The 20,543-nt window shown below is 57.9% G+C and carries 18 protein-coding genes; 8 read left to right on the forward strand and 10 right to left on the reverse strand.

All coding sequences use genetic code 11. From position 1 onward, the window contains the following. Positions 1-6 precede the first annotated feature (6 nt). Genes V6942_RS10520 through V6942_RS10530 form a run of 3 tightly spaced genes read left to right on the forward strand, consistent with a single transcriptional unit; the run spans position 7 to position 3,146 of the window. Positions 7-1,092 (forward strand): HlyD family secretion protein, encoded by a 1,086-nt coding sequence (locus tag V6942_RS10520; RefSeq protein WP_333501229.1) that lies wholly within the window; start codon positions 7-9, stop codon positions 1,090-1,092. After that, entirely contained in the window at positions 1,089-2,465 is a 1,377-nt protein-coding gene (locus V6942_RS10525) for an efflux transporter outer membrane subunit (RefSeq protein ID WP_333501230.1), read from the forward strand. Before V6942_RS10520 ends, V6942_RS10525 begins: the two co-directional genes overlap by 4 nt. A 21-nt stretch (positions 2,466-2,486) precedes the next feature. Next, positions 2,487-3,146: an O-methyltransferase gene (locus tag V6942_RS10530; RefSeq protein WP_106929165.1), complete on the forward strand. Its 660-nt coding sequence runs from the start codon at positions 2,487-2,489 to the stop codon at positions 3,144-3,146. 234 nt (positions 3,147-3,380) lie between these two features. Here the strand turns inward: V6942_RS10530 and hrpA are convergent, their stop codons facing one another. Next, entirely contained in the window at positions 3,381-7,283 is a 3,903-nt protein-coding gene (hrpA, locus tag V6942_RS10535) for an ATP-dependent RNA helicase HrpA (RefSeq protein ID WP_106929168.1), read from the reverse strand. A gap of 201 nt (positions 7,284-7,484) precedes the next feature. On the opposite strand from hrpA, the gene azoR reads away from it, so the two are divergent. Further along, positions 7,485-8,087 (forward strand): FMN-dependent NADH-azoreductase, encoded by a 603-nt coding sequence (gene azoR / locus V6942_RS10540; RefSeq protein ID WP_106929170.1) that lies wholly within the window; start codon positions 7,485-7,487, stop codon positions 8,085-8,087. A 43-nt stretch (positions 8,088-8,130) separates the two neighbouring features. On the opposite strand, the gene V6942_RS10545 is transcribed toward azoR, so the two are convergent. Further along, positions 8,131-8,550, reverse strand: a complete 420-nt coding sequence (locus V6942_RS10545) for a GFA family protein (RefSeq protein WP_333501231.1) — start codon at positions 8,548-8,550, stop codon at positions 8,131-8,133. An 11-nt stretch (positions 8,551-8,561) separates the two neighbouring features. Then, entirely contained in the window at positions 8,562-9,428 is an 867-nt protein-coding gene (locus tag V6942_RS10550) for an aldo/keto reductase family oxidoreductase (protein WP_333501232.1), read from the reverse strand. A gap of 332 nt (positions 9,429-9,760) precedes the next feature. Here V6942_RS10550 and V6942_RS10555 point away from each other — a divergent pair, with 332 nt between their 5' ends. Further along, a complete protein-coding gene (locus tag V6942_RS10555; protein ID WP_106929176.1) occupies positions 9,761-10,279 on the forward strand; it encodes a hypothetical protein in 519 nt (172 codons plus the stop codon). A 72-nt stretch (positions 10,280-10,351) separates the two neighbouring features. Here V6942_RS10555 and mhpT read toward each other — a convergent pair whose 3' ends face one another. The 7 genes from mhpT to V6942_RS10590 form a co-directional block, all read right to left on the reverse strand. Beyond that, the gene (mhpT, locus tag V6942_RS10560) at positions 10,352-11,578 is read right to left on the reverse strand and encodes a 3-(3-hydroxy-phenyl)propionate transporter MhpT (RefSeq protein ID WP_182928986.1); all 1,227 of its coding nucleotides are present in this window, start codon (positions 11,576-11,578) and stop codon (positions 10,352-10,354) included. A 107-nt stretch (positions 11,579-11,685) separates the two neighbouring features. Further along, complete coding sequence (gene mhpE, locus V6942_RS10565; protein ID WP_106929180.1) at positions 11,686-12,705, reverse strand: 4-hydroxy-2-oxovalerate aldolase; 1,020 nt, start codon at positions 12,703-12,705, stop codon at positions 11,686-11,688. Then, positions 12,702-13,652 (reverse strand): acetaldehyde dehydrogenase, encoded by a 951-nt coding sequence (mhpF, locus tag V6942_RS10570; protein WP_333501233.1) that lies wholly within the window; start codon positions 13,650-13,652, stop codon positions 12,702-12,704. Before mhpF ends, mhpE begins: the two co-directional genes overlap by 4 nt. Next, complete coding sequence (mhpD, locus tag V6942_RS10575; protein ID WP_106929184.1) at positions 13,649-14,452, reverse strand: 2-keto-4-pentenoate hydratase; 804 nt, start codon at positions 14,450-14,452, stop codon at positions 13,649-13,651. Before mhpD ends, mhpF begins: the two co-directional genes overlap by 4 nt. A gap of 9 nt (positions 14,453-14,461) precedes the next feature. After that, positions 14,462-15,328 (reverse strand): 2-hydroxy-6-oxonona-2,4-dienedioate hydrolase, encoded by an 867-nt coding sequence (mhpC, locus tag V6942_RS10580; protein WP_106929186.1) that lies wholly within the window; start codon positions 15,326-15,328, stop codon positions 14,462-14,464. Positions 15,329-15,345: 17 nt separating this feature from the next. Continuing rightward, entirely contained in the window at positions 15,346-16,290 is a 945-nt protein-coding gene (gene mhpB, locus V6942_RS10585; protein ID WP_333501234.1) for a 2,3-dihydroxyphenylpropionate/2,3-dihydroxicinnamic acid 1,2-dioxygenase, read from the reverse strand. A gap of 1 nt (position 16,291) precedes the next feature. Next, positions 16,292-17,956, reverse strand: a complete 1,665-nt coding sequence (locus V6942_RS10590) for a bifunctional 3-(3-hydroxy-phenyl)propionate/3-hydroxycinnamic acid hydroxylase (protein ID WP_333501235.1) — start codon at positions 17,954-17,956, stop codon at positions 16,292-16,294. Between the two features lie 188 nt (positions 17,957-18,144). On the opposite strand from V6942_RS10590, the gene V6942_RS10595 reads away from it, so the two are divergent. From V6942_RS10595 to V6942_RS10605, 3 genes are all read left to right on the forward strand, one after another. Further along, complete coding sequence (locus V6942_RS10595; protein ID WP_146145733.1) at positions 18,145-18,957, forward strand: DNA-binding transcriptional regulator; 813 nt, start codon at positions 18,145-18,147, stop codon at positions 18,955-18,957. A 112-nt stretch (positions 18,958-19,069) separates the two neighbouring features. Beyond that, positions 19,070-20,077: a zinc-binding alcohol dehydrogenase family protein gene (locus V6942_RS10600; protein WP_106929194.1), complete on the forward strand. Its 1,008-nt coding sequence runs from the start codon at positions 19,070-19,072 to the stop codon at positions 20,075-20,077. Between the two features lies 1 nt (position 20,078). Further along, positions 20,079-20,369, forward strand: coding sequence for a putative quinol monooxygenase (locus tag V6942_RS10605; protein ID WP_333501236.1), 291 nt, complete (start codon positions 20,079-20,081; stop codon positions 20,367-20,369). Positions 20,370-20,543: the final 174 nt, after the last annotated feature.

Consider the following 20,543-nt stretch of genomic DNA (forward strand, 5'->3'; position numbering starts at 1 on the left):
GTCGTCATGAGTCAGCAGGATGCCGCCAGGCAGCAGGCCAACACCCGCAACAACATCCGCGTGGTGTCCATTTTTACCGCTGCGGCCATTGGCCTTGTCGGCGTACTGGTCGTCCTGTACGCCTGGCAACTGCCGCCCTTCACCCGCCACAGCCAGTTTACCGATAACGCCTACGTACGCGGCCTGACGACCTTTATCAGCCCGCAGGTCAGCGGCTACGTGACCCAGGTCAACGTGCAGGATTTTAACCGCGTCAAACGGGGGCAAGTCCTCTTTCAGATTGACGATCGCATCTATAAGCAGCGAGTTCACCAGGCGCAGGCGCAGCTGGCGATGAAAGAGGCCGCGCTGAAAAATAACCTCCAGCAGCGAAAAAGCGCCGAAGCGGTGATTACCCGCAACGACGCGGCGCTGCAAAACGCCCGCGCGCAGAATCTCAAATCACAGGCCGACTTAGCGCGCGTGCAGGAGCTGACCGCCGACGGTTCGCTGTCGGTACGCGAGCGTGACGCCGCACGCGCCAGCGCCGCGCAGAGCGCGGCCGATATTGAGCAGGCGAAGGCCACGCTGGAAATGTCGCGCCAGGATTTACAGTCGACCATCGTCAATCGCGCATCGCTGGAGGCCGACGTGGCGAACGCTAAAGCGGCGCTGGAACTGGCGGAGATCGATCTACAGAATACGCGTATCATCGCGCCTACCGACGGTCAGTTAGGACAAGTGGCCGTGCGCCTCGGCGCGTACGTCACGGCAGGTACCCACCTTGCCCCGCTGGTACCGCCGCAGCACTGGGTCATCGCCAACCTGAAAGAGACGCAGCTGGCAAGCGTGCGCGTCGGCCAGGCCGTAACCTTTAGCGTCGATGCGCTGAACAGCGAAAAATTCCACGGCACCGTACAAAGTATTTCGCCCGCCACCGGGGTTGAGTTTAGCGCCATCTCGCCGGACAACGCTACCGGTAACTTCGTCAAGATCGCCCAGCGTATTCCCGTGCGTATTGCCGTGAACGCGGGGCAGAAAAATCTCGAGCGTCTGCGTCCGGGGATGTCGGTGCAAGTGACGATTGATACGCATGCGGAGGCGGATAAATGATCCGGCCAGCGGTCGTTGCATTAGCGCTCGCCTTAGTGGGCTGCCAGTCGGCAGACGTTCAGCAGGCGCAGCCAACGCTGGCAATCCCTACGGCCTGGCGCGCTGATATCGGCCCCGCCAGCGCCGTCGAAGGTGTCTGGTGGCGTCACTTCCATGACGACGCGCTGAACCAGTACGTTGACCTGGCATTGCGCCATAACAGCGATGTGCTCATCGCCCGCGAACGAGTCAACGAATATCAGGCCCGCGCCTACGCTGCCGACAGCAGCCTGTTCCCGTCGCTTGATGCCAGCCTGGGCGGTACCCGCGCCCGCGCGCAGTCGGCTGCGACCGGGCTGCCGGTCCACAGCACGGTGTACAAAGGCGGGCTGACCGCCAGCTACGACGTCGATTTATGGGGCGTAAACCGTCGCGCCGCCGATGCCGCGCAGGCGAGCCTGGAGGCGCAAAAAGCCGCCGCTGCCGCGGCGGATCTGACGGTGGCCACCGCCGTCGCTTCCGGTTATCTCTCACTACTTTCGCTGGACGAGCAGCTACGGGTCACCGAACAAACGCTGAAATCACGTGAAGACGCCTGGACTCTGGCAAAGCGGCAGTTTGAAACCGGCTATACCTCGCGGCTCGAACTGATGCAGGCCGATTCAGAACTGCGCGCGACGCGCGCTCAGGTGCCAGTGTTACGTCATCAGATTGCTCAGCAGGAGAATGCCCTGAGTGTGCTGCTGGGTAAAAACCCCGGCGACGTTATGCGTCATGAGTTTGCCCAGTTGACGCCGCTGGTGTTACCTTCTCAGCTACCATCATCGCTGCTCAACCGGCGCCCGGATATCGTTCAGGCACAGCGCCAGCTGCTGGCCGCCGATGCCACGCTGGCGTCTTCAAAAGCACAGCTGCTGCCGTCCATCAACCTGACCGCTACCGGTAGCTTACAGGACCGCACCCTGCCCGATTTACTGGATAACCCGCTGCGGCTGTGGAGCCTCGGCGGCAGTATTCTGGCTCCACTGTTGAATCGGCAGGCGTTAAACGCCCAGGTCGATGTTTCGATAGCCCAGCGCAATCAGGCGCTGTACGGCTATGAGAAAACCGTGCGCAACGCCTTTAAAGAGGTGAATGATAGTCTTGATGCTATCGCCCGCTACGGCGAACAGCTCAGCGAACTCCAGGGGCAAGAGACGGTGGCACAGGAAACGCTGCGCATTGCGCAAAACCGCTATCGGAACGGCTACTCCTCCTACCTTGACGTACTGGACGCGCAGCGCACCCTGTTCTCGACGCAGCTTAGCGAAGTACAGGTGAAAAATAATCTGCTGCTGGCGCAGATCGATCTTTACCGGTCGCTGGGAGGCGGCTGGTCTTCATCGTCAGGCTGACAAAACCATGAGAGCATCGCAATGCAAAAACGGTGGACCGATGTTGATAACTATCTGATTGAAAAACTGATTGGCGAAGATGCCATCCTGTCTCAGGTGCTGGAAAATAACCTCCGCGCGGGGCTGCCCGCCCACGACGTCGCCGCCAATCAGGGGCAGTTGCTGGCGCTGTTTGTACGAATGTCAGGCGCGAAAAAAATACTGGAAATCGGCACGCTCGGTGCTTATAGCGCTATCTGGATGGCGCGTGAACTGCCCGCCAGTGGGCATCTGATAACGCTGGAAGCTGACCCGAACCACGCCCGAATCGCGCGGCAAAACATTGCGCTGGCAGGTCTTAACGATCGCGTGACGCTGCATGAAGGCCCGGCGCTGGATTCACTGGCCATGCTCGGCGATGCCGCGCCGTTCGATCTGATTTTCATCGACGCGGACAAACCCAATAATCCTTATTACCTGCAATGGGCGCTGAAATATTCACGCCCGGGTACGTTGATTATTGGCGACAACGTCGTGCGCGACGGTGAGGTGACGGATCCTGACAGCACCGACGAACGCGTGCAGGGCGTACGCCGGTTCATTGACATGATACATAACAACCCGCGCTTAACGTCAACGGCGTTGCAAACCGTAGGGATAAAGGGCTGGGACGGGTTTACGCTCACCTGGGTCAACGCATGATGCTGCGGGTTTGGCGGGACAACCCGCTTTTTCTCATCACGGGTGAAGGCCTGACATACAGCGTTTAATACCGCAAGCGTAGCCAGGAACGAGACGCCCACGCCTTCTGGTTTGTGCCATGACTGCGTCAATCTGATGGTGAACGGATATCGTCACCATAAAAGCATGCGCCGAACCGGGCCGCAGGGTAAACCTTACGCCCCGGTTCGTTGCCATCAGCAGCGTGGGTCACGCTTACGCCACTATCTGCTCCATCGCCTGCAATATTCGCTTATCGGAAATCGGATACGGCGTCCCGAGCTGCTGCGCAAAGAAGCTGACACGCAGCTCCTCGATCATCCAGCGGATCTCTTTCACGTCGTCATCTTCCCGGCGCGCTGGCGGCAGCTTATTCAGCCACTGCTGCCACGCCTGCTGAACGCTCTCCACTTTGAGCATCTGCGCGCGATCGCGGTGCGGGTCGACGGCCATTTTCTCCAGCCGTTTTTCGATAGCCTGCAAATAACGCAGGGTGTCGCCCAGACGACGGAAGCCGTTGCCAGTGACGAAGCCGCGGTACACCAGACCGTTCATCTGCGCTTTGATGTCCGACAGCCCCAGAGCCATCGTCATGTCGACGCGCCCTTTCAGGCGTTTGTTAACGTTGAATACCGCCGTCAGGATTTGCTCAACCTGCTTAGCAATGTCAACCACCGTCTCATTGAGCTCCGCGCGCACTTTATCATGCAACGCGTTAAAGCCTGCTTCCGTCCACACCGGGCCACCCGCTTCATCAATTAGCTTATCCACGCCGCAGGAGATGCAGTCGTCAATCAGATCCAGTACTTTGCCGTACGGGTTAAAGTACAGGCCCAGCTTGGCTTTGTTCGGCAGCTTCTCGTGCAGATACTTGATCGGCGACGGGATATTCAGCAGCAGCAGACGACGCAGACCGCGCCACATGGCCTGTTGCTGTTCCAGCTCGTTATCGAACAGCTTGATCGCCACGCTGTCGCGTTCATCCACCAGCGCCGGCCAGGCCTTCACCTTATAGTTGCCGCGCTTCTGCTCGTAGCGGTCCGGCAGGTCGCCAAAGCTCCAGATATGCAGCCCGGCTTGTTCGATGCCGTCGTCGGCCACCGACGAAAGCGTCTCCTGTACTTTGCCCTTCAGCGCGTCCTTCAGTTCCTGCAGCGAGCGGCCTTCCTGAAGCTTCTTGTTTTTATCGTCAACGACGCGGAAGGTAATTTTCAGGTGATCGGGCACCTGATCCCACTGCCAGGACTCACGGTCAACGGTCACGCCGGTCATCCGGCGCAGCTCGCGCTCCATCGCATCGAGCAGCGGTTGTTCAAACGGCGTGACGCGGCCTAACAGCGCTTCCGCGTAGTTCGGCGCAGGCACAAAGTTGCGGCGCACCGGCTTCGGCAGTGATTTAATCAGCGCGATAATCAGCTCACGGCGCAGGCCCGGGATCTGCCATTCAAACCCGGCGTCATCCACCTGATTGAGCAGCGGCAGCGGAATATGCACCGTCACGCCGTCGGCGTCAGCACCGGGTTCAAACTGATAAGAGAGGCGCAGCTTCAGGTTGCCCTGGTGCCAGAAGTTCGGGTAGTCCAGCTTGCTGACCTGCTCCGCCCCCTCTTTAATCAGCATGCTCTTCTCAAAATTGAGCAGATCCGGCGTTTCACGGCTGGCCTGTTTCCACCACTTATCAAAGTGGCGCGCGGAAATCACCTCATGGCTGATGCGCTGGTCGTAAAATTCAAACATCGTCTCGTCATCCACCAGGATGTCGCGACGGCGCGATTTATGCTCCAGCTCTTCAATTTCGGTACGCAGCTTCAGGTTATCGCGGAAGAAAGCGTGGCGTGTCTGCCAATCCCCCTCCACCAGCGCATGGCGAATAAACAGCTCACGACACAGCGCCGGATCGATCTGGCTGTAGTTGACCTTACGCGCAGCGACAATCGGCAGGCCGTAGACGGTCACCTTCTCCGTCGCCATCACCGCGCCCTGCGCGCGTTCCCAGTGCGGTTCACTGTAAGAGCGTTTGATCAAATGCTGCGCAACCGGCTCCACCCATTCCGGATCGATTCGCGCGGCAATACGCCCCCACAGGCGGCTGGTTTCCACCAGTTCGGCAACCATGGTCCATTTAGGCGGCTTCTTGAACAGCCCGGAGCCCGGAAAGATAGAGAAGCGCGCGTTGCGTGCGCCGGTGAATTCCTGCTTGTCGGCATCTTTCATACCGATGTGCGAAAGCAAACCGGTAAGCAGCGCGATATGTATCTCACGGTACTCCGCCGGTTCGCTGTTAACCGGAATGCCCAGCTCTTTCACCACCTGGCGCAGCTGGGTGTAGATATCCTGCCATTCCCGTACGCGCAGATAGTTAAGAAAATCCTGCTTACACTGGCGGCGGAACTGATTTGACGACAACGCTTTCTGCTGTTCACCAAGGTAATTCCACAGGTTGACGAACGCCAGGAAGTCGGACTCCTTATCATGGAAACGGCGATGTTTTTCATCGGACGCCTGCTGTTTGTCCATCGGCCGCTCGCGCGGATCCTGAATAGACAGCGCGGAGGTGATAATCATCGCCTCGCGCACGCAGCCGTGTTTCTGCGCTTCCAGCACCATACGCGCCAGACGTGGGTCAACCGGCAGTTGGCTAAGCTGACGCCCCAGCGGCGTCAGCTTGTAAGCGGTTTGCTGCTCGTCGGTGGTGATGGCGCTCAGCTCTTCCAGCAGACGTACACCATCCTGAATGTTGCGTTTATCGGGCGCTTCAACAAACGGAAACGCGGCGATATCACCCAGCCCCAGCGCGGTCATTTGCAGAATGACCGATGCCAGGTTGGTGCGCAGAATTTCCGGGTCGGTAAACTCCGGGCGCGACAGGAAGTCGTCTTCAGAATACAGACGAATACAGATCCCTTCCGACACACGGCCACAGCGGCCTTTACGCTGGTTGGCGGAGGCCTGTGAGACCGGCTCAATAGGCAGACGCTGAACCTTGGTGCGGTAGCTGTAGCGACTGATACGCGCCGTGCCCGGGTCAATAACGTACTTGATGCCCGGTACGGTGAGCGACGTTTCCGCCACGTTGGTCGCCAGCACAATGCGACGCCCGCTGTGCGGCTGGAACACGCGGTTCTGTTCGCTGTTCGACAACCGCGCGTACAGCGGCAAAATTTCGGTGTGGCGCAGGTCGCGTTTGTTGAGCGCATCGGCGGTATCCCGAATTTCACGTTCACCGCTCATAAAGATCAGGATGTCGCCAGGGCTTTCCTGACCCAGTTCATCAACCGCGTCAAAAATCGCCTGTAGCTGATCGCGCTCAGTATCGTCCGCCTCTTCCACGATGGGTCGATAACGCACTTCTACCGGATAAGTCCGGCCGGAGACTTCAATGATCGGCGCGTTATTAAAGTGACGGGAGAAGCGCTCCGGGTCGATCGTTGCGGACGTGATAATGACTTTCAGATCGGGGCGACGCGGCAAGAGCTCTTTCAGGTAGCCGAGCAGGAAGTCGATGTTCAGACTACGTTCGTGCGCTTCATCGATAATAATGGTGTCGTACTGCATCAGCAGACGGTCCTGCTGAATTTCCGCCAGCAGAATACCGTCGGTCATCAGCTTGACCATCGTGTTATCGCTGACGTGGTCGCTGAAACGCACTTTATAACCGATGCAGCCGCCCGGCTCGGTTTTTAACTCTTCTGCAATACGGTTAGCCACGGTGCGCGCCGCCAGACGACGCGGCTGGGTATGGCCAATCAGGCCTTTAATCCCGCGTCCCAGCTCCATACAGATTTTTGGCAGCTGGGTGGTTTTACCCGAACCTGTTTCACCGGCAACGATCACCACCTGGTGGTCGCGAACGGCGTTAAGGATATCCTGTTTCTTCTGGCTGACGGGCAGGTTTTCCGGGTATTCAATCGCCGGACGTGACGCTTCGCGTAGCACAACCTTACCTGCCGCCTGTTCAATTTCCTGCGCCATCTCCTGGTAAATGGCCTGTTGAGCATCAGGATTTTTAACCTTCTTCACGCCGTGCAGACGGCGGGCAAAACGCTGTTTATCCCGCAGCGTCAGCGCGTCAAGGCGCTGGCTGAGCGTGGCGAAGGTGATTTTTTGTTGTTCTGTCATAGTGTTATCGGGCAGCGGAGTGCCTGTAAAAAACGCTTATAAAGTATGGTCCTAGAGTACCACATTTGCGCATTTGTTGCCTTGTTCAAAAAAACTGAATATAGAATTCGATATATTGCGCTATCCCTGCGGCAGGAATGTGAATAGAGTGTCAGCAAGCAACAGGGCACAGCCCGTCAATCAAATATAAGGAATCACCCAATGAGCAAAGTATTAGTTCTGAAATCCAGCATCCTGGCAGGCTACTCTCAATCAGGTCAGCTGTCCGATTATTTCGTTGAACAGTGGCGCGAAAAGCACTCCGCTGACGAAATCACCGTGCGTGACCTGGCCGCCAACCCGATTCCGGTACTGGATGGTGAACTGGTAGGTGCGCTGCGTCCGAGCGATTCCCCGCTGACCCCGCGCCAGCAGGAAGCGCTGACGCTGTCTGATGAGCTGATTGCTGAACTGAAAGCGCACGACGTGATTGTTATTGCTGCGCCGATGTACAACTTCAACATCCCAACTCAGTTGAAAAACTATTTTGACCTGATTGCCCGTGCCGGCGTGACCTTCCGTTACACCGAGAAAGGTCCAGAAGGCCTGGTGACCGGTAAACGCGCTATCGTACTGACCAGCCGCGGCGGCATCCATAAAGATACCCCGACCGACCTGATCACCCCGTACCTGAACGTGTTCCTGGGCTTCATCGGCATCACCGACGTGAACGTGGTCTTCGCTGAAGGCATCGCTTACGGTCCGGAAATGGCGGCAAAAGCGTCTGCTGACGCGAAAGCGGCGATTGATAGCCTGGTGGCTTAATTGCCCTGAAATTGACAAGCCCTGCTCAAAGCAGGGCTTTTTTTTATTCCGACTTTATACCTTCGTAGCGTAAATACCCGACTACCCCGCCGCTGCCGCCATCTTTGGTGTGATTCGCACCATCAACGACCTCTACGCAGGCAAAATCAAACGGCGATACGCCTTCAATGCACGCAACGTTAACGCCATATTGCTGCGGATTAGAACGACGCTGGTGGAAGGTATAGATTCCGCATACCGAACAGAAAAAATGCACCGCTTCGCCGGTATTAAAGCGGTATTCAGTCAGCTTATCTCGCCCGCGCAGCACCTTAATCCCCGCCAACGGTGCAGACACGGCCACCGCGCCGCGCATCCGGCAATAGGAACAGTTACAGCGCCGTGCGGTGTTAAAACCCTCGCTCAGCGTAACGGTGAACGCGACCGCGCCGCAGTGGCACCGGGCCGAGAGCGTTTGCGTCATGTGACCTCCCGTTAGCCTTTAGCAGCAATCCCGTCAAGCGTCGCCTGCGCCTCGGGCGGCAGCGGCAGCTGCGCCGCAGCCATGTTTTCCCTCAGGTGCGCCACTGACGACGTACCAGGGATCAGCAAAATATTTGGCGAGCGGTGCAACAGCCAGGCCAGAGCCACCTGCATTGGCGTCGCGCCCAGATCGGCGGCAACGCGATTGAGCGTGGTGGATTGCAGCGGTGAGAAACCGCCAAGCGGGAAGAACGGCACGTAGGCAATACCGTCGTGCGCCAGTGCGTCAATCAGCGCATCGTCGGCGCGGTGAGCAATATTGTATTCGTTCTGAACGCAAACAATCGGCACAATTTGACGCGCCTGCGCGACCTGCGCCGGGGTGACGTTGCTCAGGCCAATATGCTTCACCAACCCCTGCTGCTGCAGTTCTGCCAGTACGCTAATGCTGGCCTCAATATCGCCTTCTCGCGGCCCATGTCCGTCGCCAATCATCACCCGCATATTGACCACATCAAGCACGTCGAGGCCCAGATTGCGTAGATTATCATGCACCGCCTGCTTGAGTTCTGCGGCGGAAAATGCCGGTAGCCAGGACGCGTCATCGCCGCGGCGGGCGCCGATTTTAGTGACAATGGTCAGATCGTCGGCGTACGGGTGCAGCGCTTCACGGATAATCTGATTGGTGATATGCGGGCCGTAAAAGTCGCTGGTATCAATGTGATTGACGCCCAGTTCAAGAGCTTCGCGTAACACGGAAATCGCCGCGTGGCGGTCTTTTGGCGGGCCAAAGACACCGGGACCGGCCAGCTGCATCGCCCCGTATCCGAGACGATTAACAAATTGAGAACCAAGGGAAAACGTACTGTACTGGGTCATAACGTCCTGCCTGTCGCATCGTGAAGTGTCATTCTATTCTTAACCATCGCGCAAAGGCGCTCAACAAGAATAGATGGCTTTTAACGCTTTGCGCGGCAAATAGCGTTTATTCCATCACGTCAGTTCCCTGCTCAGCAAGCAGCCTATTTTAGTGTTGAAAAAAACATTCTGGCACGATAACGTTAACCAAACCAAGAAACCACTGTGAATCATAGCATTACGAATAAAGTAATGCCTGAAATCACGTGTAATATTGCGTTTATAAAAGGTCTTGAATAATTAAAAGCAACATCCTCCTTCGTCCTTAATAAAAATTATTATCACGGATAAAAATGTATAAAAATATTTTAGTCAGTGGCCTGGTCGCCGTACTTCTGAGTGGATGCACCGCCGGTTTCCGACCTGCGCTTGAAGATTACAAAGGTAATGATGCCGCGCGTATTCGCGCCAGCACCTCTGGCAATACCGCATTGCAGTTTTATGAAAAGCAGCCTGATGGCTGCTATAAGAAAGTACTGGAAAGGCGAATTACCTCCGGACTGGCGATCATTGGCATTCCGGTAACCGGAAACAAACGCCTCTCAGACATGCCGGCATCAAACGATGTTAAAGGCGCATTTATCAATGAATTTACCATCAAACCGGGGCAACTCATTGATATCGTGCATTACGCCAGCACCACATCCTATTCTGATTTCGTCCCGCAGCCGAACCACAATTACGATATTATCGTCACCGGATCGTTATATTCCGGTGATTCTGTATCGGTAAAAGATCTCGATGCCAACGCCAAAATGGTTCGCTGGAAAACGGACGGCGTTAAATTGTGCCCGAGCAGCGCTTTTGATTAATCATCACGCATAAAAAAGGGAGCCTATTAAGGCTCCCTGTGCCGGATGGCGTCGCCAGCGACGCCCCCATTATCATCCCGCGCTTTCCTCCGCCACGCTGCGCTGATGGCGATTCATCAGCCAGAACACCGCCACGCCCGCCAGCACAATCCCCGGCGCGGAGGCGGCCATCACCCCCACGGTGCCGGTGCCCAGCGCCAGCATTTTTCCGGCCAGCAGCGGGCCGCTCATCGCCCCCAGCCGCCCGACCGCTACCGCCGTGCCAACGCCAGTAGCGCGAATTTCGGTGCCGTAAAACAGCGGCGCCAGGGCATAAAGCACGCTCTGCCCACCGGTCGCAAACATCCCCGCGACAAAACCTGATACCAGCATCATGGCCAATGAGTTCGCCATACCCAGTGAAATCAGCGACGCCAGCATTCCGCAGTAAATCAACAGCGACATTTTGAGCGGGCTGAGTTTGTCCATCAACGCACCCAGCATCAGCGTACCCAGCGCCGCCCCCATTTGCAGTGCGAACATCACGCCGGCAGCCTGCGGACGGCTAAAGCCCTGATCGACCAGCAGCATCGGCAGCCAGTTTATCAGCATATACACCACCAGCAGGGTGAAGAAGTAACACAGCCACAGCAACAGCGTTGATGAGGCGGTACCGGATGCAAAAATGGCCCGCAGCGGCGCCGGGGCATCCTGCTGCTGACGGCTAAACGCCTGCGACTCCGGCAGGCGGAGCATCAGCAGCGGAACCAACAGCAGCGGCACAATACCGCCAACCCAGAAAATCGTCTGCCAGGCCTGCGTCAGGCCGCTGAACCCCATGGCGGCGGCCAGCGCCGCGCCAATCGGCACCCCGCAGTACATCAGGCTCACTGCGGTACCGCGAAAACGTGGCCCTGCCGCTTCAGAAGTGAGCGCAATCAGATTCGGCAGTGCCGCACCCAGCCCCGCGCCGGTCATAAAGCGGGCAAAGACCAGCGACGGGAAATCCCACGCCAGCGCGGTCACAATCGAAAACAGGCCAAACAGCACTACCGAGCCCAGCAGCACCTTCTTGCGGCCATGTCGGTCGGCCAGCATACCGCCAAACAGCGCCCCCGGCAGCAGACCCAGTATCCCGGCGCTGAAAATCCAGCCCATCTGCATTTTATCCAGCGAGAATGCCTGGGCAATGCCCACCGCAGCAATACCCGCGGCCTGTAAATCGAGCCCTTCCATCAGGGCGACCAAAAAGCAAAGCCCGACGGTCTGCATCAGGCGGGACGTTTTCGGCGGTGAGGAAACGTGAGTAATATTCGACATCGTGCTACCTTCTGTAGAGAACAGGTGAAAGGCGGCCGATACGTTGCCGGCCGCGTTATTTTTTCATTTTCGTTCGCCCGGTCAGTACATTGCCGACCGGATCGTTATCAAGCCTGCGCTTTGGCTTTCAGATCCAACGCCACGTCGACGATCATGTCTTCCTGGCCACCCACCATTCGGCGTTTGCCCAGTTCAACCAGGATATCAACCGCGCTGAGACCATAACGCGCCGCTGCCACTTCGCTGTGACGCAGGAAGCTGGAGTAGACGCCGGCATAGCCGAGCGCCAGCGTTTCACGATCGACGCGTACCGGACGATCCTGTAACGGACGCACCAGATCGTCCGCCGCCGCCATCAGCGCATACAGGTCAGTACCGTGCTGCCAGCCCTGCTTGTCAGCGGCGGCGATAAACACTTCCAGCGGCGCGTTACCGGCACCGGCACCCATTCCCGCAAGGCTGGCGTCAATACGGTCACAGCCCTCTTCTACCGCCACCAGCGAGTTGGCAACGCCAAGGCTCAGGTTATGGTGCGCGTGCATACCGGTTTGCGTTTCCGGTTTAAGCACCTCTTTCAGCGCGCGGAAGCGATCGCGAATATCGTTCATGTTCATTGCGCCGCCGGAGTCCACCACATAAATACAGGTTGCGCCGTAGCCTTCCATCAGTTTTGCCTGCTTCGCCAGATTTTCCGGCGTGGTCATATGGCTCATCATCAGAAAACCGACGGTGTCCATCCCGAGTTCGCGGGCGTAGGCAATATGCTGCGCGGAAACGTCTGCTTCGGTGCAATGCGTCGCCACACGCACCACGCGGGCCCCTGCCTGATAGGCATTTTTCAGGTCGTGCAGCGTGCCGATGCCCGGGATCAGTAGCGTGGCGATTTTGGCATGTTGCACCACTTCCGCCGCTGCAGCGATCCACTCGATATCGCTGTGCGCGCCAAAGCCGTAGTTAAAGCTGGATCCCTGCAGGCCGTCGCCGTGCGCAACTTCAATCGAGTCGACGCGCGCATCGTCCAGCGCCCTGGCTATCTGCCGAACATGGTCCAGCGAATACTGGTGGCGGATGGCATGCATCCCGTCGCGTAACGTCACATCTGAGATATAGAGTTTTTTACCGTTCATGCGACTTCTCCTGCCACTTTAACCAGCGTTTGGGCCATTTTTTCAGCGGTAGACATTGCCGCCGAGGTCATAATGTCGAGGTTTCCGGCGTAGGCCGGCAGATAGTGAGCGGCACCTTCGACTTCCAGATACACGGCCGTTTTCAGCCCGGAGAACTGACCCACGCCGGGAATGTTCACCGGTTTATCCTGCGGGATAACCTCGAACTGCACTTTTTGCTTCAGACGGTAGCCCGGCACGTAGGCCTGTACCGCTGCCGCCATCGCTTCGATAGAAGCCTCAATTTCAGCCTGCGAGGCCGCTTCGCTCAGCACGTATACCGTGTCGCGCATCATCACCGGCGGTTCGGCCGGGTTGAGGATAATAATCGCTTTCCCCTTCGCCGCACCGCCAACCACTTCAATCGCTTGCGACGTTGTTTCCGTAAACTCGTCGATATTCGCGCGGGTGCCCGGGCCCGCGGATTTGCTGGAGATAGAGGCAATAATTTCCGCGTAGTGAACTTTTGCCACGCGGGAAACCGCCGCCACCATTGGGATGGTAGCCTGGCCGCCGCAGGTCACCATGTTGACGTTGCCCTGCGACAGATTTTTGTCGAGGTTAACGACCGGCACGCAGTACGGGCCAATCGCCGCTGGCGTCAGGTCAATCAGGCGGATACCCGGCTTTGCCTTACGCAGCGCGGCGTCATTTTTCACGTGCGCGCCCGCGCTGGTGGCACCGAATACGATATCAATGTCGGCAAATTCCGCCATCGCCATTAATCCGCTCACCCCTTCGTGAGTGGTGGCGACGCCCATACGCGCCGCACGCGCCAGGCCGTCAGAGTTCGGATCAATGCCAACCATCACCGACATCTCCAGATGCTTACCGTGACGCAGAATTTTGATCATCAGGTCAGTGCCGATATTGCCTGAACCGATAATGGCGACTTTACATTTGCTCATGACTGACTTCCTTCTTGCTCTGAAAAGGTCGCGGCAACCGAGCCAATGCCCTCGATAACCGCCTCAAAACGATCGCCCGGTTTGACCGCGACCATCGGCCCCAGTGCGCCGGTGAGTACGATATCCCCCGCACGTAGCGGCTCGCCGAGACTGGCCATTTTGCGCGCCAGCCAGACGGCGGCGTTCAGCGGGTGACCCAGACATTCGCTGCCGCGACCGCTGGACACCTCTTCGTGATTGCGGGTCATGGTCATCGCGCAGTTTTTCAGGTCCAGCGCGGCTGGACGCTGCGCCGGGCCGCCGACCACGTACACGCCGCAGGAGGCGTTGTCGGCGACGGTGTCAACAAACTTAATAGACCAGTCGCGCACGCGGCTGCCCACCACTTCAAGCGCCGGGACAACCCACTCAATGGCGTTATACAGTTCATCAAAGGTGGTGTCGGCATGCGGCAGATCGCGGTTCAGCACCAGGGCGATCTCGGCTTCAATCTTCGGCTGCAGCACGCGGTCGAAGGGAATGGTCTCGTTATCGCCGTAGCACATATCCGCAAACAGGGTGCCAAAATCCGGCTGGTCGACGCCCAGCTGTTGCTGGACTTTCGGGTGGGTCAAACCCACTTTGCGCCCCACGATGCGGCGGCCCTGCGCCACACCAAATTCGACGTTCAGGCGCTGAATGGCATACGCGGCTTCGGCGTTATCGAGACCAATCATCTCGCGCAGCGGCGCGATCGCCACCCCGGTGCGTTCTGCTTCGCGCAGCGCGGCGGCCAGTGTGGCCAAAGAATCGGTAGACATTGCGGCTCCTTATTGACGCGCCAGGAAATTCAGCACCAGCTGGTTAAACGCCTCTGCGTGCTCCCACTGTGCCCAGTGGCCGCAATCGCGGTAAATATGCAGTTCGGAACCGGCAATCCCGGAGAGCAGTCGCAGGCCCGCATCCATCGGGACAAAACGGTCGTTACGCCCCCAGACCACCAGGGTCGGCGCGCTAATTTCACCCAGCCGCGGGCCGAAATCCGGGAACTGTTTCGGGTTGGCTTCCAGGCTCTTAATAAAGTTTTCCAGGTGGTCACGGCGCGACAGCATGTTGTTCAGACGGGCTTCAAACAGCGCGTCGGTCAAATCGCGAGTGTCATAAACGAAAATGCTCATCATCTTTTTGAGATTTTCGATGGTCGGTTCGCGATACAGCGCGTTCAGCAGCTTGATGCCTTCCGTCGGCATCGGTGTGAACAGACTCATGCCGCCGGTGCCACCGCCCATCAGTACCAGTTTGCCGACGCGTTCAGGCCAGGTCAGCGTAAAGGCCACCGCGCTGTGCCCACCCATAGAGTTACCGAGCAGGTGTACTTTCTCGATATCCAACCGATCGACCACGCTTTTCAGAATACGGGCGTTCAAATCGGAGCGAGAGCCCGTGTTCACGATCGAGTCACTTTTGCCCCAGCCCGGGCAGTCCAGCAGCAGTACGCGATAGCCCGCCTCCACCAGCGGATCGATATTGCGGCTGAAGTTCGCCCAGCCGGTTGCCCCCGGTCCGGAACCGTGCAGCAGCACGACGGTTTCATCGCCCTGGCCGCAGTCGTTGTAGTGGATGCGCAGCGTTTGTCCGGCCTCTTCCACGTTAAGAAAACGGCTGGTTGCAGATTCGGTTTGTGGTTGATAGCTCATCATAATCTCCTGCTTAATCAATTCGTTGTCATGGCGCTCAGTGAGCCAAAGCCGGCGATCCATTCCGGGATCGGCCGATAGTAGCGGCCTTCGGCGCGGTAGCGCCCCATGGCGGCAAGCGTGGCAAACGCCGCAGCCCAGGTTTTCACTTCGTGGGTCGATTTGCCGGCGATCGCCGAAAGTTCTTCATTGCTGATAGCATCGAGCTCCGTCAGGCGGCCCTGTTCCAGCAACGTCATAAACTGGTTGTCCCAGATGGGGTTCAGCGGGTGCAGCGTTTTCTGGTCTTCAACAAAGCGTTCAGCCGCTTCAATGACCCGACGCTGGCGCAGCTCACGCTCGTCGGGCGGCAGCTGTTTACCGCTGCCGAGCAGGCGATCGCGCATATGGGCGTCCACCTTCGCCAGCTCCGGTACCGGCGGCTGGTGCGACAGGCCACCGGATCCTAAGATCAGCACCCGTTTATTCAGCGTCGACAGGAAGCGCCCCATGGCCTCGCCCAGCATGCGCGTACGCTGGAAACCCGGCAGCGGCGTGGCGACGCCATTGATAAACACCGGCAGTACCGGCAGTTTGTCCAGCCCGCCAAGCAGCAGCTCCAGCGGCTGGGCAAAACCGTGATCGACCTGCATACAGTAGGAAACCGCCAGATCGATACCGCTTTTCATCACCGAGTGAGCGCAGGCTTCCGCCAGCACCGTCGGAACCGGCAATACCCCTGCCGCGCTGGAAAAGTCGCCGATGGAGGTGGCGCCGATGCCTAAGCAAAACGGCGGCATGACGTCATAGAAAAAGCCGTTGTAGTGGTCCGGTGCGAACAGCACCACCAGCTCCGGGTCAAATGCCGCAATGCGCGCGCGCGCTTCACTAATCACGCCGTTAACTTCGTCCAGCACCTCCTGTGCGGGGTCGACATAGCCCACCAGCGGCGTGTGGGAAAGACAGTGCAGGTATGCATTCATTTCAGGCCACCTTCTCTTCAGCCAGACCCGATGTCGCGGGGGTCAGCGCCATCGCCTGAGCAAGTTGGTCGAGGGTTGTATTCAGCGTCTGTGGTATAGCCAGCGCAGCAACAAAGCGGTCCGGGCGTACCACCACCAGGGAAGCGTTCTGCGCCGCAAACCATGTTTTCAGCCGATTCTGGCTATCACCGAGACGTATCACACCGGTGAAATTGTCCTGCGGCGTACGGATCTGCACATCCGGCACCACCTGAATAAAACAGGTTCCCAGCGCGCGCCATTGCGCGATTTGACTGTCGCTCATACCCCACAGCGGGTTGCAGCCCCAGGCAATCACGGCAAACTTCGGTCCAATAACCTCATCCAGCAGCACCACTTCACCGTTTTCGCGGGTCACTTTCGGTTGGATAAACATCTTGCCGACCGGTGAATTTTTAGCGTTAGCTTCCAGCAACAGCGCGCCTTCGCGGTACTGCGGCATGGGTTTAAAGCGCATTTCCAGGAAGTAGCGTTTTACCGGTGGAATGTAGTTCAGCAGCCAGGAGATGCCGTCACGCACCGTCCCGTGCCAGCGTTTTGCCGGTGCCAGTACGTTGCCAGCGGTCACCGAGAGATCGATCATGGCTTTGGCATGGTCGCGGCGTTCCTGCTGATACGTGTCCAGCAGCGTCTCGCCCGCTTTGCCGTTGACCACCATCGCCAGCTTCCATGCCAGGTTGAAAGCATCGCGCATACCGCTGTTGTAGCCTTGCCCCTGCCAGACCGGCATGATGTGGGCCGCATCACCGGCCAACAGCACGCGATCGATACGGAAGCGTTCTGCGATACGGGCGTTATGGGTATATACACGCTGGCGAATCAGCTCGACGTTATCCGGATCCGGTAGCACCTGGCTGAGCAGGCGACGCATATTCTCCGGCTCGCTCAACTGGGCTTCGGTTTCGCCCGGCATCACCATAAATTCAAAGCGGCGCACGCCGTGCGGCAGCGCTGCCGACACGTAAGGGCGCACCGGGTCACAGCACAAATAGATGTGCGGCGTAGCCAGCGGGTCATTAGCAATATCAATCACGATCCACTGGTTGGGCGCCGTTTTACCTTCAAACGGTACGTTCAGCGTACGGCGAATAAAGCTGGCGCCACCGTCGCAGGCCACCAGCCAGTTAGCCTGTACGGTTTCACGTTCGCCCTCCGGGCCTTTCAGATTAATGGTGACGGTGTCACCTTTTTGGGTGAACGCCTCCAGTTCACGGGAGAACAGGCAGCGCACGTTCGGGAAACGGCTCAGGCCTTGATACATCACCTCATCGACCTGCGGCTGGATAAACGCGTTGCGGCGCGACCAGCCAAATTCGTCGGTCATCGGCTGGATATCAGCAAAGCAGCGGCCTTTCGGGGTCAGGAAACGCATGGCATGCCACGGCGTCGTGTGTGGCAGCACGTTATCGACCAGCCCGACAGACTGCATGGTGCGCAGCGCTTCATCATCAATGCCGATGGCGCGCGGATAGTCGATTAATTTATCCAGCATCTCGACAACCAGCACCTCCACGCCCATCTGTCCCAGGTAGTTCGCCATCATCAGCCCTACCGGACCCGCGCCAGCGATAGCGACCTGAACATGGTGTTGTACTGCAGGTTGAATATCCGGATTTGATGTTGTCATCTTCAATACCTCACGAATCGGACCAGCCGGGTTGGTGCTGTTAACGCACATGCTCGACTGTTAATTTGTTGTAAACATATTTTTATAATGAGCGCAGTATATGTCCGGGAATTTAGGCTACAATCAAAACAGACCAGGATGTGCACCAGGTGCACAACGTTGTTTTAGATATAAAAATGTCAGGAAATATGAAGAATAACGAGGCGACCGATTACAAAACCGTGCGGGGATTAACGCGGGGTTTATTGTTACTTAATTTGTTAAATAAATTCGACGGAGGCGCGTCAACCGCGACGCTGGCGGAGTTTAGCGGCCTGCACCGCACCACCGTACGCAGGCTGCTGGAGACCCTTCAGGAGGAGGGGTACGTGCGGCGCAGTTTGTCAGACGATAGCTTCCGTTTGACGATGAAAGTGCGGCAGTTAAGTGAGGGATTTCGTGACGAACATTGGATTTCTGCACTTGCAACGCCGCTACTTGGAGAATTATTGCGCGAGGTCATTTGGCCCACCGATTTAACCACGCTCGACGTTGATGCCATGGTCGTACGGGAAACCACCCACCGTTTTAGTCGCCTCTCCTTCCACCGCGCCATGGTGGGCCGACGCCTGCCGCTGCTGTTGACCGCGTCTGGCCTGACGTGGCTGGCTTTTTCGCCTGAGCATGAGCGTCAGCCCATTATTGAAATGCTGGCCGCCCGCCCGGAAGAGGAATACCAACTGGCCCGCGAGCCGGAAAAACTGCACGCGATACTCGAACGTACGCGGAAAAACGGCTACGGCGAAAACTTTCAGGGCTGGCAGCTGGAGCAAAAAATCGCCTCCATCGCCGTACCGGTACGAAGCCAGGCGCGGGTTATCGGCTGCCTGAATCTGGTCTATATCGCGAAGGCGATGACCATTGAGCAAGCGGCGGAAAAGCATCTGGCGGCGCTACAGCGCGTGACCCGGCAGATTGAAGAACGCATGGAAGAGGAAGAAATTTTCTTCGAACATCGTTAGCCCACGGCGTGATTTTCGCGGTTTGCGTATAAGTCTTATCGCCGCGACGCCGTTTTTCTCTTCATCGCTTATTTTTATTATCCGGGTAAGACAAATCAGACCTGGAGCCATGATGAAAGCCTTTGCCATTACCAGAGCCGCCGCAGACGGCAGCAACATTCCGTTTATTCAAGAGATTTCCCTGCCCGTTCCACAAGCTGCGGGCCACGACCTGCTGGTGGAGATCAAAGCGATTTCCGTCAACCCCGTCGATGCTAAAGTGCGCGCCGGTTTTTCAGGCGAGACGCCGCGCGTGCTCGGCTGGGATGCCGTTGGCGTCGTCAAAGCCGTCGGCGAACGTGTGACCCTTTTCACCCCCGGCGATGAAGTCTGGTATGCCGGCGCACTCGGTCGTCCTGGCAGCAACAGCGAATTTCAGCGGGTGGATGAACGTATCGTCGCACTGAAGCCGCGTACCCTGGATAACGCCGCAGCCGCCGCGCTGCCGCTGACCGCCATTACCGCCTGGGAACTGTTGTTCGACCGTCTGGGCGTTGCCCGCGGCGGCAATGAGGGCGATACGCTGCTCATTGTCGGCGCGGCGGGCGGTGTCGGCTCTATTCTGACTCAGCTTGCCCGTAAACTGACGAACATGACGGTCATCGGTACCGCGTCTCGCCCAGCCAGTCAGCAGTGGGTGCGTGAGGCTGGCGCCCACTATGTTATCGATCACAGTCAACCGCTGAGCGACGAGCTGGCACGCATTGGCGTCCCCGCCGTCACGCACGTTGCCAGCCTGAATAATACGGCAGAACACTATTTAGAGCTTATTAACGTGCTGGCCCCACAGGGAAAACTGGCGCTCATTGATGACCCGGAGCACCTCGACGTGGTGCCGCTGAAGCTAAAAAGTCTTTCGCTGCACTGGGAGTTTATGTTCACCCGTTCAATGTTTGAGACCAAAGACATGGATGCACAGCACCGTTTACTGTCTGAAGTGGCGACGCTGATAGATACTCAGGTTATTCGCACCACGCTGGGCGAGCATTACGGCGTGATTAACGCTGAAAACCTGCAACGGGCGCACGCTCAGCTCGAAACCGGCCGCGCGGTTGGAAAAATCGTGCTGGAGGGGTTTTAGGATGATCGCGATACTTGCCGCGCTGAAGGCCCAACCGGGAAAAACGCAGGCGCTGCGCGAGGCGCTAAGCGCTCTGCTGCGACCCACGCGTGAGGAGCCAGGCAACCTCGAGTACGCGCTGTTTCAACGGCGCGATGAACCAGAGACATTTTACATGCACGAGCGCTGGCGCGACCAGGCTGCGCTGGACCATCATGTATCGCAGGCGCACTTTCAGGCGTTTGTTGGGCAAATGGATACTCTGCTGGCCGAGCCGCTACGGCTGGAATATTTAACGCCGATCGAGGCGTAAGTGCGTTAAGACTGATGACCACGTCCGAAAGCCCGATGGCGCTACGCTTATCAGGCCTACGTGGATGGCGTCACTGATTGAAATCGACATCCGTTATAGGCCAGATAAGTCGCTTGCGACGCCATCCGGCACAGCGCGGGCTGGTTTGTGAGCCATCTGAACGCGCTCCCCACA

Source organism: Kluyvera genomosp. 2 (assembly GCF_036759865.1).
GTDB classification, from domain to species: domain Bacteria; phylum Pseudomonadota; class Gammaproteobacteria; order Enterobacterales; family Enterobacteriaceae; genus Kluyvera; species Kluyvera ascorbata_B.